The sequence below is a fragment of the Bradyrhizobium sp. 41S5 genome (assembly GCF_011516665.3).
In the GTDB taxonomy this organism is placed as follows: Bacteria; Pseudomonadota; Alphaproteobacteria; order Rhizobiales; family Xanthobacteraceae; genus Bradyrhizobium; species Bradyrhizobium quebecense.
Genome location: NZ_CP083721.1, coordinates 8,129,043 through 8,145,508, shown reverse-complemented (window position 1 = coordinate 8,145,508; position 16,466 = coordinate 8,129,043). Strand labels below are relative to the sequence as shown.

Genomic DNA, 16,466 nt, shown 5'->3' with positions numbered 1-16,466 from the left:
TTGCTCCCACTTCCGATCAGTCGCGTTACAACGGGATCATCGCGCCGCGAACGGCGCCAGCACATCGCGGCACGCCGGCGACAGCGAGCCGGCATTGGTCGCCAGGCACTGCACGATCCGCCCGCCGCCCGGCTGCACGCCGCCGCAGATCGAGCGGACGTCACCGCCGCAAGCCGAGCGCAGCACGAACAGCTCCTCGCGCGGCCGCAGCGGCCGCAACACGATCACCGCCGGCGCAGCCGCCGGAGCCGCGGCCGGTGCTGCCGTTGTCGCGGTACCCGCGGCCGGCGCGGCGCCACCGCCGCCGGCGGCCGCCACGGCCTTCTCGCAGGCCGGCGAAAGCTTCTCCTTGTTCTTCTCAAGGCACTGCAGCGCCGGCGCACCGCCGGTCGGCACGCCCGCACAGACCTTGGGATAATCGGAGCGGCACGCGCTGCGGATTGCGGAGATCTGTGCGCTGCTTGGCTTTCCCGCCGCGGCCTTCGGCGCCGCCGTCTCCGCGGGCTTGGCCGCCGTCGCCGCCGGAGTCTCGTCGGTCTTGGCTGCTGCGGGAGCAGCGGCCGGTGCTTCCACGGCCTTCACGGCGCTGGCGCAGCCAGGTCCGAGGCTTGCCACGTTCTTCTGCAGGCATTGCAGTGACGCTTCGCCGCCGGGCGGAACGCTGGAGCAGTGTGCGATGTAATCGTTGCGGCATTGCGACTTGATGGCGTCGCGCTGCGCCTGGGTCGGCGCCTGCGACAAGGCCGGTGCGGTGCTCATCAATGCCGCAAGCGCAAGCCATGCGGAGAGCCTCGTTGCACGTGTCAACGCGTTGATCATTTGAATAAATCCTCTCGTCGTGCCGAAAGCCTCCGGCTCAACCGAACTGAGTCTGAAAAAATTTTGCTCTAACAACCTTCGCGAGCGACATCATTTTCGCTTTCGAGTTCCGCTGCAAGCGGATTGTTGCTATGGAAGAAGCCGGCTGAATTTTTTGCTCGCTTCGACATCTTTGAATTAGGTCATTCGGACTGAGGCTCGGAAATGAGGCATGCGCGCGTGTCGACAAATTTCAGTCAGAGCGATTTTGTGCGGCTGCGAAATGCGCCGCTTCCGCGCATCGCCTTCGTCGTATCGGCCTTTGTCAGTTTGAGTGCCTGCGAGCAAAACAGTTTTGTTGCACCGCCGCCGCCCAAGGTCGATGTCGCGCCGCCGGTGCAGCGCGCCATCACGCGCTACCTGGACGCCACCGGAAACACCGCGCCGATCAAGACCGTCGATCTGGTCGCGCGCGTGCAGGGTTTTCTGCAGTCGATCAACTATCAGGACGGCTCGCCGGTGAAGGAGGGGACCACCCTGTTCACGATCGAGCCGGAGACCTACAAGCTGAAGCTGGAGCAGGCGCAGGCCGCGGAAGTGGGCGCACAGGCGACGCTCAAGCAGGCCGAGGCCGACTTCAAGCGACAAGCGGACCTGGTGCAGCGCCAGGCGGTCTCGCAGGCGACGCTGGACACCTCGACCTCGAACCGGGACAACGCCCAGGCCAATCTGCAGCAGGCCCAGGTCAACACCAAGATCGCCGCGGTCAATTACGGCTATACCAATGTGGCCGCGCCGTTCGACGGCATCGTCAGCAATCATCTGGTCTCGATCGGCGAACTGGTCGGCGTGGCCTCGCCCACCCAGCTTGCCACCATCGTGCAGCTCGACCCGATCTACGTGAATTTCAACGTCAATGAGCAGGACGTGCAACGGGTGCGCGACGAGGCGCGCCGCCGCGGCATGACGACCAGCGAGATCAGGCAGTTGCCGATCGAGGTCGAGTTGCAGACCGAGACTGGTTATCCGCACAAGGGCAAGCTCGACTACGTCTCGCCGACGGTCAATCAGTCGACCGGCACGCTTGCCGTCCGCGGCCTGGTGCCCAATCCGGATCGCGTGCTGCTGCCCGGCTTCTATGTCCGCGTTCGGGTGCCGTTCGACAAGCAGGACAACGCGCTGCTGGTGCCTGACGTCGCAATCGGCAGCGACCAGGGCGGCCGCTACGTGCTGGTCGTCAATGCCGACAATGTGGTCGAGCAGCGCAAGGTCACGACCGGTCCGCTCGACGAAGGGCTGCGCGTCATCGAGAGCGGACTGAAGGCGGACGACCGCGTCGTGACCGCCGGATTGTTGCGCGCGATCCCCGGGCAGAAGGTCGATCCGCAGATGCAGAAGGGCGACGCGACGCCGGCACCGGCCAAGTGAGGGGCGCGCCATGATCTCGAAATTCTTCATCGAGCGGCCGGTCCTTTCCAACGTCATCGCGATCCTGATGATCCTGATCGGCGGCGTCGCGCTGTTCAATCTCGCGGTCGCGCAATATCCCGATGTGGTGCCGCCGACGGTCCAGGTGACGACGCGCTATCCCGGCGCGTCGGCTAAAACCGTGATCGACACGGTGGCGCTGCCGATCGAGCAGCAGGTCAACGGCGTCGAGGACATGCTCTACATGCAGTCCTACAGCGGCGCCGACGGCACCTACACGTTGACGGTGACCTTCAAGATCGGCACCGACCTCAACTTCGCGCAAGTGCTGGTGCAGAACCGCGTCTCCTCGGCACTGTCGCAACTGCCGACCGCGGTGCAGAACCAGGGCGTCACGGTGCAGAAGCGGTCGACCTCGATCCTGCTGTTCGTGACACTCACCTCGCCGAACAAGACCTACGACAGCCTGTTCCTGTCGAACTATGCCACCATCAACATCCGCGACGAGCTGTCGCGTCTGCCGGGGGTCGGCAACGTCACCGTGTTCGGCGCCGGGCAGTATTCGATGCGGGTGTGGCTCGATCCGAACAAGCTGCAGGCGCGCGGGCTGATGCCGCAGGACGTCATCCAGGCGATCCAGCAGCAGAGCCAGCAGGTCACCGCGGGGCAGGTCGGCGCGCCGCCCGCGCCGCAGGGGCAGGCGTTCCAGTACACGCTGAACGTCAACGGCCGGCTCGACGATGCGAGCCAGTTCGAGAACATCATCGTCAAGACAGGCAATGTCGGCGACGTCATCCGCGTCCGCGATCTCGGCTCGGTCGAGCTCGGCGCGCAGACCTACAGCCAGGTATTCTCGCTCAACCAGAAGCCGGCCACCGGCATCGGCGTATTCCTGTCGCCGGGCGCCAACGCGCTGCAGGTCGAGAAGGAAGTGCAGAAGAAGGTGGCGCAGCTCGCCAAACAGTTCCCGCAGGACATCAAATACGACACGCCATTCGACACCACCAAGTTCGTCCAGGCCTCGATCGACGAGGTGTACCGGACGCTGATCGAGGCCGGCCTGCTGGTGCTGGTGGTGATCCTGGTGTTCCTGCAGGATTGGCGGGCGATGCTGGTGCCTGCGACGACGGTGCCGGTCACCATCATCGGCGCGTTCGCGGCGATGGCCGCGCTCGGCTTCACCATCAACCTGTCGACGCTGTTTGCGATCGTGCTGGCGATCGGCATCGTGGTCGACGACGCCATCGTGGTGGTCGAAGGGGCCGCGCACAATATCGAGCGCGGCATGTCCGGACACGATGCCGCGATCAAGGCGATGGACGAATTGTTCGCGCCGATCGTCGGCATCACGCTGGTGCTGATCTCGGTGTTCCTGCCGGCGGCCTTCCTGCCGGGGCTGACCGGCCGGATGTACGCGCAATTTGCCCTGGTGATCGCGGCGACCGCGCTGCTCAGCGCCGTCAATGCCGCGACCCTGAAGCCGACGCAATGTGCGCTGTGGTTGCGCCGACCGGTGCCGCCGGAGCAGCGCAATTTCTTCTACCGCGGCTTCAACGCGGTGTATGACCGGGTGGAGCGGGGCTACGCGCGGATAATCGGCAGCATCGCCGGTCATGCCAAGACCTCGGTCCTCGTCGCGCTGATCCTGATCGGAATTGCCGGCTACGGATTGTCACGGGTGCCGACCGGTTTCATTCCGATCGAGGACCAGGGTTACCTGCTGGCCGCGGTGCAGTTGCCCGACGGCGCCGCGATCGATCGCACCCAGCGGGTGCTCGATCAGGTCACCGAGATCGCCCGCAAGACGCCGGGTGTCGAGCAGGTGGTCGCCATCGCCGGCATCTCCGCGCTCGACAATTCGTCGAGCCTCGCCAATGCCGGCGTCGCCTATGTGATCCTGAAGGATTGGGGCTCGCGCGGGCCCGGCGAGGATCTGCGCTCGCTGGTCTACGGCCTAAACGACAAGCTTGCGGTGATTCCGGAGGCGCGGATCCTGGTGATCCCGCCGCCGCCGATCCAGGGCATCGGCAACGCCGCCGGCTTTGCCATGCAGGTGCAGCTCCGTGACGGCAACGCCGATTACGGCAAGCTGCAGGCGGTCACCGGCGCCGTCGTCAGCAATGCGCAGACGCAAAGCGCGCTGCAGCGGGTGCAGTCGTCGTTCCGCTCGATGGTGCCGCAGTTCGACGTCCAGGTCGACCGCGTCAAGACCGAGACGCTGCACGTCACCACCGACCAGATCTTCTCGACGCTCTCGTCCTATCTCGGCGCGAGCTACGTCAACCAGTTCACCAAGTTCGGCCGCACCTTTCAGGTCTACACCCAGGCCGATGCGCAATACCGCCTGACGCTGCGCGACATCGAAAACATGATGGTGCGCAACAGCAATGGCGACATGGTCCCGCTCGGCACCGTGGCGAAGATCGCACCGTCGGTCGGGCCATCGCTGATCAGTCTCTATAACCTCTATCCGTCGGCGACCATCATCGGCCTGCCGTCGCAGGGCTACAGCTCCGGCCAGTCGATGGCGCTGATGGAGGAGATCGCCGCGAAGACGCTGCCGCCGGGGACCGGCTATGAGTGGACCGCGATGTCGTACCAGGAGAAGGAGGTCGGCAGCCAGATCTACTACGTATTCGCGCTGGCGCTGCTGCTGGTCTACCTCGTGCTCGCCGGACAATATGAGAGCTGGTACGCGCCGATCTCGGTGATCCTGGCGGTGCCGCTGTCGCTGCTCGGGCCCATGCTGGTGCTGACGTCGCTTCGGATCGAGAACAATCTCTACACGCAGATCGGCACCATCCTCCTGATCGCGCTGTCGGCCAAGAACGCGATCCTGATCGTGGAGGTGGCGCTCGAGCATCACATCCGCGACGGCAAGCCGGTGCTGGAGTCGGCGATCGACGCGGCGCGGGCCCGGCTCCGCCCGATCCTGATGACGTCGTTTGCCTTCATCCTCGGCGTGCTGCCGCTGGTGATCGCGACCGGCGCCGGCGCCAACGCCCGCAAGTCGATCGGCATTACCGTGTTCTCCGGGATGATCGCCTCGACCTGCCTCGCGGTGCTGTTCGTGCCGGCGTTCTTCGTCGTGGTGCAGAACTTCGAGAACTGGCGCAAGGCGAAGAAGGGCAAGGCGGCAACCCCGCAAGCCGCACCGCAGGCGTCTGGCACGGTGCACTGACTCCCTCGCCCCGCTCTTGCGGGGAGAGGGTTGGGGCGAGGGGCTCCCTCCGCAGGCGGTGCGAGTTGCGAGACCTGTACCCCCTCACCCGGATCGCATCTTGCGATTCGATCCGGCCCCTCCCCGCAGGCGGGTAAGAAAGATGGCTACACCTTCACCATGCGCTTGCCGCGGTTCTCGCCGGCGAGCAAACCGATCAGCGCCTGCGGCGTGTTCTCGATCCCGTCGATGACGTCTTCCTGGACCTTGAGCTTGCCCGAGGAGACCCAGGATTGCAGGTCGGCGAGCGCGGCATCGCGCTGGTCCATGTAGTCCATCACGATGAAGCCCTGCATGATCAGCCGCTTCACCACGATCAGGCCGGGCACGCCGCGCGGCCCGTGCGCGGAGGGCACGCCGTCATACTGCGAGATCGCGCCGCAACAGGCGATCCGGCCGCGATTGTTCATCTGCGCCAGGCAGGCCTCCAGGATGTCGCCGCCGACATTGTCGAAATAGACATCGATGCCCTTGGGCGCCGCTGCGCGCAGCGCCTTGTAGGTGGCGCCGTCCTTGTAGTCGACCGCGGCGTCGAAGCCGAGCTCCGAGGTCAGCCAGTGGCACTTGTCCTTGCCGCCGGCAATGCCGACCACGCGGCAGCCCTTGATCTTGGCGATCTGGCCGACGATCGAGCCGACCGAGCCGGCGGCCGCCGACACCACCACGGTCTCGCCCTCCTTCGGCTTGCCGACATGGAGCAGCCCGAAATACGCGGTCAGGCCGGCAATGCCATAGACGCTAAGAAGGTGCGTCATCGGCTCGAGCTTCGGCATCTTCGCGAGGTGCTTGGCGGGCACGGCGGCATATTCCTGCCAGCCGGTGTCGCCGAACACGATATCGCCCGGCTTCAGGGCGGGGTCATTCGACGACACCACTTCGGCGATGCTGCCGCCGGCCATCACGGTGTTGGCTTCCACCGCAGCGCGATAGGTGGCGCCGTGCATCCAGGCGCGGTTGGCGGCGTCGAGCGAGATGTAGCGCGTCCGCACCAGCGCCTCGCCATCCTTCGGCGCGGGGACCGTGCCCTTGGTCAGGCGAAAATGCTCGGGGCCAAGCTTGCCGGTCGGTTTTTCAACAAGCAGGATCTGGCGATTGACGGTGTCATTCATTGGCGGTGTCTCCCCTCGCGTTGGTCGTTTCGCATGCAGTTTGACTGCGACACGCGCAGCGTGTTGCACAGATTGTGCGCTGCACGAACGCTAGAGCATTTTCGAGCGAAGTGGATACCGGTTCGCGTAAAGAAAATGCGTCAAAACATGAATCTAGAGCCTATCCCGTTCGGATTGAATCGGAACGGGGCTCTAGATTCTTGTTTTGACGCATTTTCTTTACGCGAACCGGTATCCACTTCGCTCGAAAACGCTCTAGAGCCCGCTCCGATTCATCGGAGCGGAAAAGGCTCTCGTCCGCGCGCTGGCATTCCACAACGGGAACATATCGGCAAAGTCCCGCTCGGCGCGAAGCGTGTTGCGTAGCTGCGTAAATCTGCCACACTTGCCCTTCGCCGGGAACTTACGGGGGTAAGAGAATGTCGAACAGGTTTACGCAGTACATCCTGATTGCGATGGTCCTTGGCATTGCGATGGGGACGATCGTCTTTAACTACCTTCCTGACAGCCGGGCCGAGATCGCAGCCGACGTCAACCTGATCGCAATGCTGTTCCTGCGCCTGATCAAGATGATCATCGCGCCACTCGTGTTTGCAACTCTCGTCGGCGGCATCGCCCATATGGGCTCGGGCGCCAAGCTCGGGCGCATCTTCGCCAAGACCATGGGCTGGTTCGTTTCCGCCTCGTTCGTCTCGCTGCTGCTCGGCCTCCTGATGGTCAACCTGTTGCAGCCCGGCGCCAACTTCCCCGGCACGCTGCCCGACAGGGCCCAGTCCACCGGCCTGCCGGTTTCGGCCTTCTCGATCGAGAAATTCCTGACCCATCTGATCCCGACCTCGATTGCGGATGCGATGGCGCAGAACGAGATCCTTCAGATCGTGGTGTTCGCGGTGTTTTTCGCGGTTGCGCTCGGCGCCATGCCTGAGCGGGCCAAGCCGATCATGGCGCTGATCGACGATCTCGCCCACATCATGCTGAAGGTCACCAGCTACGTGATGCTGTTCGCGCCGATCGCGGTGTGGGCCGCGATCATGGCGACCGTCTCGAAGAACGGTCTCGGCGTGCTCTGGAAGCTGATCGTCTTCATGGGCGGCTTCTACCTGTCGCTGCTGATCCTGTGGGGCATCCTGGTCATCGTCGGCTTCATCGTGATCGGACCGCGTTACAGCCATCTGCTGCGGCTGATCCGCGAGCCGCTGATGATCGCGTTCTCGACCGCCTCCTCGGAGGCGGCTTACCCGAAGACGCTGGAGGGGTTGAACAGGTTCGGCGCTTCCTCGCGGATCTCGGCCTTCGTGCTGCCGCTCGGCTATTCCTTCAACCTCGACGGCACGATGATGTATTGCACCTTCGCGAGCATCTTCATCGCGCAGACCTACCACATCGAGATGTCGCTCGGCACGCAGTTCGCGATGCTGGCGACACTGATGATCACCTCGAAGGGGGTCGCCGGCGTGCCACGCGCCTCCCTCGTCGTAATCGCCTCGACGCTCGGCCAGTTCGGCATCCCCGAGGCGGGACTGTTGATGATCATGGGCATCGACACCTTCCTCGACATGGGCCGCAGCGCCACCAACGTGATCGGCAACTCCCTGGCCACCGCCGTGGTCGCGAAGTGGGAGGGCGAGCTGAAGGCCGAGCACGAGCTCGGGCCCGACGACGCGGTGCCGCAGGATGCGGTGCCCGGCGCCGTGATGGCCGGTCATTGACGGGAGGGATGCATGCATCGTGCCCGCTGGAGGCCGATACGGGCTGAGGCGCCTCTACTGTCGACATGCCTGCTGTCAGCGTGTCTGCTGGCGGCAAGCCTGCTGATCGGACCGGTGTCCGCACAGCCGGCGGGCGAGGGGCTCAGCCCCACGCTCGCCAATATCAAGGCGACCCACGTGGTGCGGATCGGCTATCGCGAAAGCTCGCCGCCGTTCTCGTTCCTCGATCACTCCAATCGGCCGATCGGCTACAGCCTCGAGCTGTGTGATGCGATCGTCGACGAGATCGCGGCCGAGGTCGACGACGCCAACCTCAAGATCGACTACGTCAAGGTCACCTCCGACGACCGCATTGCGGCGGTCGTCGACAAGAAGATCGATCTCGAATGCGGATCGACCACGGCGAATGCCGAGCGCGGCAAGCAGGTCGCATTCTCGCCGCTGATGTTCGTGGCCGGCACCAAGCTGATGGTGCCGAAGGCCTCCGGCGTCACCCAGGTCGGCGACCTCAAGGGCAAGACGTTGGTGGTGACCAAGGGCACCACCAACGAGCAGGCGATGCACAATGTCGACGCCAGGCAACAGCTCGGCCTCAACATCGTGACCGCCGGCGACCATGAGCAGTCCTACCAGATGCTGGTGGACGGCAAGGCGGATGCGTTCGCGACCGACGACATCCTGCTCTACGGCCTGATCGCGCGGCACAAGTCGCAGGACAAGTTCCGCGTCACCGGCGACTATCTGTCCTACGATCCCTACGGCATCATGTACCGCAAGGGCGAGCCGCAGATGAAGGACGTGGTCGAGCGCGCCTTCCGCAAGCTCGCCTCGAACCGCGACATCATCCCGCTCTACAACAAGTGGTTCGTCGCCCGCCTGCCGACCGGCGAGAAGCTCAATGTCGCGCTGTCACCGCAGCTCGAAGACGCCTTCAAGGCGCTCGACGATTCGGCGGGCGGAGCGAACTAGCCTCGAAGTCCGGCCTCTCTCCTTGCGGGCGAGGCCGGATTGCGTTGCAGGCGCAATCCGGGTGAGGGGTCTCGCGCAACGCGCGCGGCTTTCCAAGCGTTCCCGAACTGTCCCGGCGAAGCGCGACTTCGCTCATTGCCAATAGCGATGCGACAAATCCAGGCACTGTCGAACCCAGAATCCGTTCACATGGATCAGCTGGCATGGGCTCGGCGGCGGCTCCTTGATGATCGGATATCCGTGGATGTCGATATTCGTCGGGGCCGTGACGCCGCGCCAGAACACGGCGTTGGCGGCAGGTGGATTGAGGGCGGCGACGAACGCCGTGATCGTGAGGAAGCTCAAAAGAATCTTGCGCATAATCTGTATCCGGATCGATTAATGCGCATCAGCGTACTCCCTTGAGCGGGATGAGCAAGCCGCCGAATGGCTCAAAGTGGCGGAGTGAATTTCGCCGCAAGCTGCACCGCCGCATGCGCGTAGCCGCCGTGGACCGCCATGGAAGCGAGGGCAACGATGCCCACCGCTGCCAGAACAATCATGACCTGGAAAGTCGTGCGTCCAAGGATTGCTCCCATCAAAACTCCATCGATCCGGCGGGGATCTTGCTACGAGTTTCCACGCCACGATCTCTGGGCATCATCGGCAGGCGAGATTCCGGTGTTGACGTCTGCGAATTCGTCGCTTCACCAGCTAAAGCGCGACGAGATCAGGTTGAATCGTCATCGCGCTTTGGCTCTTTGTTTGAGCATGATCTTTCCGGAAAACCGCTTCACCCTCTTCCGGATCATGCTTTAATGTCGCTCTGCGACGAGCCGTTCGACCTGCTGCTTGAGCTCCGCTTCCATCTCGGAAACGATGTCGTGCGGCAGGCGAGCGCCAAGCGGATCGTTGGTCTCTTGCTCCATCGCCTGATGCTGCATGACATTGGCATCCGGAATCTGATCTTCGACCCATCGTCGAGAGGACAGATAGCGTCGAGAGGACAGATAGCCTGGCGCACCAGCCGTCGCGTCGGCCTTGTAGTGTTCAGAAAAATCCTGATCCGACCGTAAAGCGTTCTTCATGAGATTTGCCTCCTGGCAAGACTTTCTTTCCCCAGGCCCGAACCATCTGGCTCGTCGCTCATCAATGACGCGGTAACCTCGAATGTTGTTCCGCTCGGAACTTGCAAACGTCCGCCGGAACCTGCCGGTTATCGAGCCTGGAACCAGAACAATAAGCGTCCTCGGTCATTGACCCTGGGGTTGACCGTTTGGAGGTTGCCATGGGCTACGCGAGGTCAGTTCACCAGACCGCAATTGTGGTCGAAGACGACACGATCCAGCGCGACATGATTGCGCTGTTGTTGAAAGAGGGGCATTTCGACGTCATCCAGTGCGAAGATGCCGAGACAGCAGCGCTGGCCATCAAGATGCGTCACCCGTCGCTGCTGGTCACCGATATCAAGCTCACAGGGAGAATGAACGGCATCGAACTCGCACAATTGGCCCTCGATTGCGACCCACGCGTGCGCGTGCTCGTGATCTCGGGTCTGGTGCCGCCCAGCGATCTGCCTGACGGCGTCAAATTTTTTGCCAAACCGTTTTATCCAGCCGCCCTGCTGCGCGAGCTGGCGTCGTAACTCCTGGCCGAAAGAGACGCAGATTTATGCAAGACGATCCCGAAATCGATTGGCACCGTGAGCAGATCACGAAGAACCGTGAATTGCTCGCGGAATTGCAATCCGGAAATACAGCCGGGACTGACGTGTTTCCAGAGACGCAAGCCGAGATCGACCGTCTCACGGCGCAGATCGAGCAGTCGGAACTGATCGTCGCCGGCTATGAGAAAGAGCACCCGCGAGAATGATCGGGCGCTCAAGGGAAGCGCGGCACGCTGCCTATGCAAACACGGCGTCCAGTGCAGCCGAATATGCCGCTTCGACCAGCGCCGGATGGCGGCGGCCCAACGCTTCCATCTTCACGCCGGAATTCACCTCAAGCACCTGCCACGCGCCATCAACGCGCACGACATCGATCGAAGCGAACCGGATTCCGACGGCCCGTGCGGCCCTGATCGCGAGCCCGACGCAGGCCTCGCGTGTCGCGGCATCGGTGAGCAGCGCGGGCTCGGCGCCGGCGTCGAGATTGTGCCGCCAGTTGAGCAGAAGCCGCTCGCCGGCGGGTGGAATGGCGTCGAGTGCGGCGGCATCGAAATCCTCGGAGAGGGCCTTCAGCTGTTCGGCCGTCGCGGTCGCCTGCGCCAGCGCGCGCAGCGAGTGGACTCCGTCGCCAACCACCGACGGCCGCGTCTTGCGGTAGACGATCAGCGCGCGATCATCGAGCAGCACGACGCGCACCTCGTCCTTGATCTCGACGTAAGGCGAGATCGCAAGGCTTGGATGCGCGGCGAGGATGCGGGCGACCGCCGCCTCCAGCTGCGTTCGCGTCGTCACGCGGAAGACGAGCTCGCCGGAGGTCCCCTCATTGGGTTTGACGGCGAGGCCGTGCGGATGCTGCGCGAGCAGAAGCCGCATCGCATCCAGCGAGTCCGATCCGGGGATGTGCTTGCTGAGCTTGCTGCCGAGAAACAGGCTGTGCGGGATGGCGGATATGCCGGCCGATGCCAGCACTTCGGCGCAGGCCGATTTGTCGTTGGCGACCTGATGCGCGACCGCGCTGTTCAGCCCGATGTCGTAGCCGATCGCAAGCCGCCGCGCGTCGCCCTTGGTCATGAGGACCAGCCAGCCGCCGGACCGCACCTCGACGGCAATCGCGTGCGCCAAACAATATTTTTTGATGGTTTCCAGGAAGATTCGCTGGCTGATCAGGACCACGAGATCATTTTCCCTTCACCGCGGTTTTGGTAGCAATTAATTGCCAGATCGGCGCCGATCTCAGCAAGTAAATTACCTGCAGCATGACGTGTTAACGATGTCGCGGTTGAACCTCCGCGCGAAATCGAACGACTGCCATTCTGAGATCGCAATTGCACGCCAGTTGATCTTGACTATCTCATGCATTGGCGCAATGGACACGCGAGATCTTCAATGATTTCGGCCACTTCAGCGCCGTCGCGAGCAGACTAGAAATCAAATCATTCCAAATCTGACCAGTCGAGAAAACGAAAACCCATGAGCGCGTTCTATCGAGAGAAAGTTCTTTCTGTTCAGCACTGGACCGATACGCTTTTCAGCTTCCGAGCGACCCGTGATTCCGGTTTCCGCTTCCAGAATGGCCAGTTTGCCATGATCGGCCTCGAGGTCGATGGCCGGCCGCTGCTGCGCGCCTATTCGATGGCGAGCGCCAATCACGAGGAAGAGCTCGAGTTCTTCTCGATCAAGGTGCAGGACGGCCCGCTCACCTCCAAGCTGCAGAAGATCCGCGAGGGCGACACCATCCTGGTCGGCCGCAAGGCGACCGGCACGCTGATTACCGACAATTTGATCCCCGGCAAGCGGCTCATGCTGCTGTCGACCGGCACCGGCCTTGCGCCGTTCGCGAGCCTGATCAAGGACCCCGAGGTCTACGATCGCTACGATCAGATCCTGCTGGTGCATGGCTGCCGCCAGGTCTCCGAGCTCGCCTATGGCGAGGAGCTGGTCGCCAAGCTGCGCGACGACGAACTGTTCGGGCCGCTGCTGTCGGAGAAGCTCTCCTACTATCCGACTGTGACGCGCGAGCCGTTCCGCAACCGCGGCCGCATCACCGACCTGATCACCTCGAACCAGCTGTTCGCCGACCTGCATCAGGGGCCGCTCGACATCGAGACCGACCGCATCATGATGTGCGGCAGCCCGGCGATGCTGGAAGAGCTGAAGCAGCTGTTCGAGACCCGCGGCTTCAAGGAAGGCAGCGGCAACACTCCCGGTCACTTCGTGATCGAGAAGGCGTTCGTCGAGCGCTAGTTGTCGTCCCGGCCAAGCCAACGGGTCGCGCGAATGCACGCCCGATGACAGGCTCCGCGCGAGCCGGACCCATAACCACCGTTGCTGATTGGACAAAGGCTGGGGCCCCATCGGGCTCCAGCCTTTTTCATTTGTGGTTATGGGGCCTGGCTTTCGCCAGGACGACGTCTGTGTATGTGGCGCCGTCCAATCCCCGACTGCTATGATCCCGCCAACGCCGTGCAGCCGTTTCCCGAACGCGGCGATAAGGGAGCAGTACCTTGTCCATCACCGATCCGGATGCCCCGAAGACCGCCTTTGTGTTTGCCGGCGGCGGCAGCTTTGGCGCGGTTCAGGTCGGCATGCTGCAGGCGCTTGCCGCGCATGGCGTCGCCGCCGACATGGTGGTCGGCTCCAGCGTTGGGGCCTTGAACGGCGCGTTCTATGCGGGCGACCCGACCGTCTCGGGCGTGGCTCGGCTGGCCGAGATCTGGCGCGGCCTGAACCGGCAGGACGTGTTTCCGGTGACCTGGCGGACGCTGGTGGGCTTCCTGTGGCGGCGCGACTTCCTGATCCCGCATGACGGGGTCCGCAGGCTGATCGACGATTACATCCCGTTCCGCAATCTCGAGGACGCGCGGCTCCCGATCCACATCGTCACGACGGACATCATCAGCGGCGACAGCGTGGTGCTGTCGGAAGGCTCGACCGCGGAGGCGATCGTCGCATCGACCGCGATCCCCGGCGCATTCACGCCGGTGCACTACCGCGATCATTTCCTCGCCGATGGCGCGATCTCCAGCAACACACCGGTCCGCGTCGCCGTGAAGCATGGGGCAAAGCGCCTGATCGTGCTGCCGACCGGATATGCCTGCGCCAACCAGGCGCCACCGGTCGGCGCGCTCGCCAATGCGCTGCATGCGCTGACGCTTCTGATCGCGCGGCAACTCGTCAGCGAGCTCGAGAACATCGGTCCCGACGTCGAGTATTTCGTGGTGCCGCCGCTCTGCCCGCTGGTCGGCTCGCCCTACGATTTCTCCCGGACATCCGATCACATCGCACGCGCCCTCGACGTCACCAATGCGTGGCTCGCCAGCGACGGCCTGAAGCAGGGGCATATCCCCCACGAATTGCAGCCGCACAGCCACTAGGCAAACGGCGCATGCGACCTCGCCCGCAAGCGCAGGGCGATAGTTTCGGGGTCTCTCCACGATTTCTGGATAATGGAAGAATGCCGCTGATTTGCCCGACGAGTCAAGCTGCCTTGTCGAACGCCGGCAGTCGCCGGCTACTTTGCATGGGGTTGTTTTCGATATTTTGGCAGCGCCCCGGCGACGGCGGCTATCGGCCTTGTTCCATAGCCGGGCAATGACGAGTGGACAGGTCAGTTTGCAGAAGCCCGCGGGCGCATGTGCGATAGCCCTGCCCGCAAGCGGGAAAGGGGGGCGCAGTCTTTGTGGAGCTCTGCTTCGTTGCACTGCAAAAGGCGATTTCGTTCCGATTTGATTGATGCCGCACCCGCCCAACCGGGCGGTTGTCACATCTGTGACTGCTCGGCCGTATAACCGTAGTGCACTTGTTCCGCGAGTTGGATTAGGCTCACCGTCGACAGGGCATTCAAGGCAGACCGGGGGATTCCATGGATACGATGCTGCTTCCGTTCTCGCCGCGCTTCATCGTGCTGACGATCTGCGCCGTCGTCACCGCGCTGCTGCTGCTGGTCGGAATTTTCGACCACAAGGTCTTCAAGATCGTCTTGATCCCGCTGGCGATCTTCGGCGCGCTGACATTGCTCGGCATCCGCGATCTCACACAGAAGAACCACGCGGTGTTGCGCAACTACCCGATCTCGGCACATGTCCGCTTCCTGCTCGAGGAAATCCGCCCGGAGATGCGGCAGTATTTCTTCGAGAGCGAGAAGGACGGCATGCCGTTCTCCCGCGACACCCGCGCGGTGGTCTATCAGCGCGCCAAGGCGGTGCTCGACAAGCGGCCGTTCGGCACCCAGGAGGATGTCTACCGCGAAGGCTATGAGTGGATGCACCATTCGGTGGCGCCGAAGCCGCGCGCCGACGAGAAATTCCGCATCACCATCGGCGGCCCCGACTGCGCCAAGCCGTATTCGGCCTCGGTCTTCAACATCTCGGCGATGAGCTTTGGCGCGCTGAGCCCGAACGCGGTGCGGGCGCTGAATGCCGGCGCCAAGAAGGGCGGCTTCGCCCACGACACCGGCGAGGGCGGCGTCAGCCCCTATCACCGCGAGATGGGCGGCGACATCATCTGGGAGATCGGCTCCGGCTATTTCGGTTGCCGCAACCGCGACGGCACTTTCAACCCGGAGCTCTTCGCAAGCGTCTCGGGTGAAGACCAGATCAAGATGGTCGAGCTCAAGATCAGCCAGGGCGCCAAGCCCGGCCATGGCGGCGTGCTACCGGCCGCCAAGGTCTCCGAGGAGATTTCGAAGATCCGGGGCGTGCCGATGGGCGAGGACTGTATCTCGCCGGCCTATCACAGGGCGTTCTCGACGCCGCTGCAGATGATGGAATTCGTGGCGCAGATGCGCAAACTGTCCGGCGGCAAGCCGGCCGGCTTCAAGATGTGCATCGGCCATCCCTGGGAATTCCTGGCGATCTGCAAGGCGATGAAGGAGAGCGGGCTCTATCCCGACTTCATCGTGGTCGACGGCAATGAGGGCGGCACCGGCGCCGCACCGCTCGAGTTCATGGACCATCTGGGCATGCCGATGCGCGAGGGCGTCAATTTCGTCCACAACGCGCTGATCGGCATCGGGGCGCGCGATCGCATCAAGATCGGCGCTGCCGGCAAGATCGCAACCGCTTTCGACATGGCGCGCGCGATGGCGATCGGGGCCGACTGGTGCAATTCGGCGCGCGGCTTCATGTTTGCGCTCGGCTGCATCCAATCCCTGAGCTGCCACACCGATCGCTGCCCGACCGGCGTGACCTCGCAGGACCCGATCCGCAACCGCGCGCTCTACGTGCCCGACAAGATCGAGCGCGTGTACAACTACCACCACTCGACCCTGCACGCGCTGACCGAGCTGCTGGCCGCCGCCGGCCTCGAGCACACCAAGGATCTGCGGCCGATCCACTTCTCGCAGCGGTCCTCGACCACCGACGTCCGCACTTTCGCACAGCTCTATCCGGCGCTACGCCCGGGCGAACTGCTCGAAGGGACCCAGGATCCCCGCTTCCGTGAAGCCTGGGCAATGGCGCGCGTAGACTCGTTCCAGCCGGCCGGTTAGGGCTGTGAATGCTCCAACCTCCCCTTGAAAAGGGGAGGTCGCTTTGCTCGCAGAGCAAGCGAGTGGGTCAGCTCTCGCCACAAACAGCGGCGCCAGCTAC

15 protein-coding genes are annotated in these 16,466 nt (G+C 63.5%); 9 read left to right on the top strand and 6 right to left on the bottom strand.

The features are described 5' to 3' along the window. Positions 1–36: 36 nt before the first annotated feature. Positions 37–819: a cysteine rich repeat-containing protein gene (locus HAP47_RS39020; RefSeq protein ID WP_173640217.1), complete on the bottom strand. Its 783-nt coding sequence runs from the start codon at positions 817–819 to the stop codon at positions 37–39. 249 nt (positions 820–1,068) lie between these two features. Here HAP47_RS39020 and HAP47_RS39015 point away from each other — a divergent pair, with 249 nt between their 5' ends. Then, positions 1,069–2,226, top strand: coding sequence for an efflux RND transporter periplasmic adaptor subunit (locus HAP47_RS39015; protein ID WP_173640744.1), 1,158 nt, complete (start codon positions 1,069–1,071; stop codon positions 2,224–2,226). Positions 2,227–2,236: 10 nt separating this feature from the next. Continuing rightward, the gene (locus tag HAP47_RS39010) at positions 2,237–5,407 is read left to right on the top strand and encodes an efflux RND transporter permease subunit (RefSeq protein WP_173640218.1); all 3,171 of its coding nucleotides are present in this window, start codon (positions 2,237–2,239) and stop codon (positions 5,405–5,407) included. Positions 5,408–5,553: 146 nt separating this feature from the next. Here HAP47_RS39010 and HAP47_RS39005 read toward each other — a convergent pair whose 3' ends face one another. Continuing rightward, a complete protein-coding gene (locus tag HAP47_RS39005) occupies positions 5,554–6,555 on the bottom strand; it encodes an NADP-dependent oxidoreductase (RefSeq protein ID WP_173640219.1) in 1,002 nt (333 codons plus the stop codon). A 419-nt stretch (positions 6,556–6,974) separates the two neighbouring features. On the opposite strand from HAP47_RS39005, the gene HAP47_RS39000 reads away from it, so the two are divergent. Next, entirely contained in the window at positions 6,975–8,264 is a 1,290-nt protein-coding gene (locus tag HAP47_RS39000; protein ID WP_173640220.1) for a dicarboxylate/amino acid:cation symporter, read from the top strand. A 12-nt stretch (positions 8,265–8,276) separates the two neighbouring features. Beyond that, positions 8,277–9,233 (top strand): amino acid ABC transporter substrate-binding protein, encoded by a 957-nt coding sequence (locus HAP47_RS38995; RefSeq protein WP_173640221.1) that lies wholly within the window; start codon positions 8,277–8,279, stop codon positions 9,231–9,233. A 132-nt stretch (positions 9,234–9,365) separates the two neighbouring features. Here the strand turns inward: HAP47_RS38995 and HAP47_RS38990 are convergent, their stop codons facing one another. The 3 genes from HAP47_RS38990 to HAP47_RS38980 form a co-directional block, all read right to left on the bottom strand. Then, the gene (locus HAP47_RS38990; RefSeq protein WP_173640222.1) at positions 9,366–9,593 is read right to left on the bottom strand and encodes a hypothetical protein; all 228 of its coding nucleotides are present in this window, start codon (positions 9,591–9,593) and stop codon (positions 9,366–9,368) included. Between the two features lie 71 nt (positions 9,594–9,664). Continuing rightward, positions 9,665–9,811 carry a hypothetical protein gene (locus HAP47_RS38985; RefSeq protein WP_173640223.1) on the bottom strand — a complete coding sequence of 49 codons (147 nt, stop codon included), beginning with the start codon at positions 9,809–9,811 and terminating at the stop codon, positions 9,665–9,667. Positions 9,812–10,027: 216 nt separating this feature from the next. After that, positions 10,028–10,300, bottom strand: coding sequence for a hypothetical protein (locus HAP47_RS38980; RefSeq protein WP_173640224.1), 273 nt, complete (start codon positions 10,298–10,300; stop codon positions 10,028–10,030). A gap of 200 nt (positions 10,301–10,500) precedes the next feature. On the opposite strand from HAP47_RS38980, the gene HAP47_RS38975 reads away from it, so the two are divergent. Beyond that, positions 10,501–10,857: a response regulator gene (locus tag HAP47_RS38975; protein WP_173640225.1), complete on the top strand. Its 357-nt coding sequence runs from the start codon at positions 10,501–10,503 to the stop codon at positions 10,855–10,857. 26 nt (positions 10,858–10,883) lie between these two features. Then, positions 10,884–11,084 (top strand): hypothetical protein, encoded by a 201-nt coding sequence (locus HAP47_RS38970; RefSeq protein ID WP_173640226.1) that lies wholly within the window; start codon positions 10,884–10,886, stop codon positions 11,082–11,084. A gap of 31 nt (positions 11,085–11,115) precedes the next feature. Here HAP47_RS38970 and HAP47_RS38965 read toward each other — a convergent pair whose 3' ends face one another. Next, positions 11,116–12,051 carry an ATP-grasp domain-containing protein gene (locus HAP47_RS38965; protein WP_173640227.1) on the bottom strand — a complete coding sequence of 312 codons (936 nt, stop codon included), beginning with the start codon at positions 12,049–12,051 and terminating at the stop codon, positions 11,116–11,118. Between the two features lie 297 nt (positions 12,052–12,348). On the opposite strand from HAP47_RS38965, the gene HAP47_RS38960 reads away from it, so the two are divergent. The 3 genes from HAP47_RS38960 to HAP47_RS38950 all read left to right on the top strand — a co-directional run bounded on the left by HAP47_RS38960 (position 12,349) and on the right by HAP47_RS38950 (position 16,366). Further along, entirely contained in the window at positions 12,349–13,122 is a 774-nt protein-coding gene (locus HAP47_RS38960; RefSeq protein WP_173640228.1) for a ferredoxin--NADP reductase, read from the top strand. A 260-nt stretch (positions 13,123–13,382) separates the two neighbouring features. Next, the gene (locus tag HAP47_RS38955; RefSeq protein WP_173640229.1) at positions 13,383–14,252 is read left to right on the top strand and encodes a patatin-like phospholipase family protein; all 870 of its coding nucleotides are present in this window, start codon (positions 13,383–13,385) and stop codon (positions 14,250–14,252) included. A 488-nt stretch (positions 14,253–14,740) separates the two neighbouring features. Then, complete coding sequence (locus HAP47_RS38950; RefSeq protein WP_173640230.1) at positions 14,741–16,366, top strand: FMN-binding glutamate synthase family protein; 1,626 nt, start codon at positions 14,741–14,743, stop codon at positions 16,364–16,366. Positions 16,367–16,466: the final 100 nt, after the last annotated feature.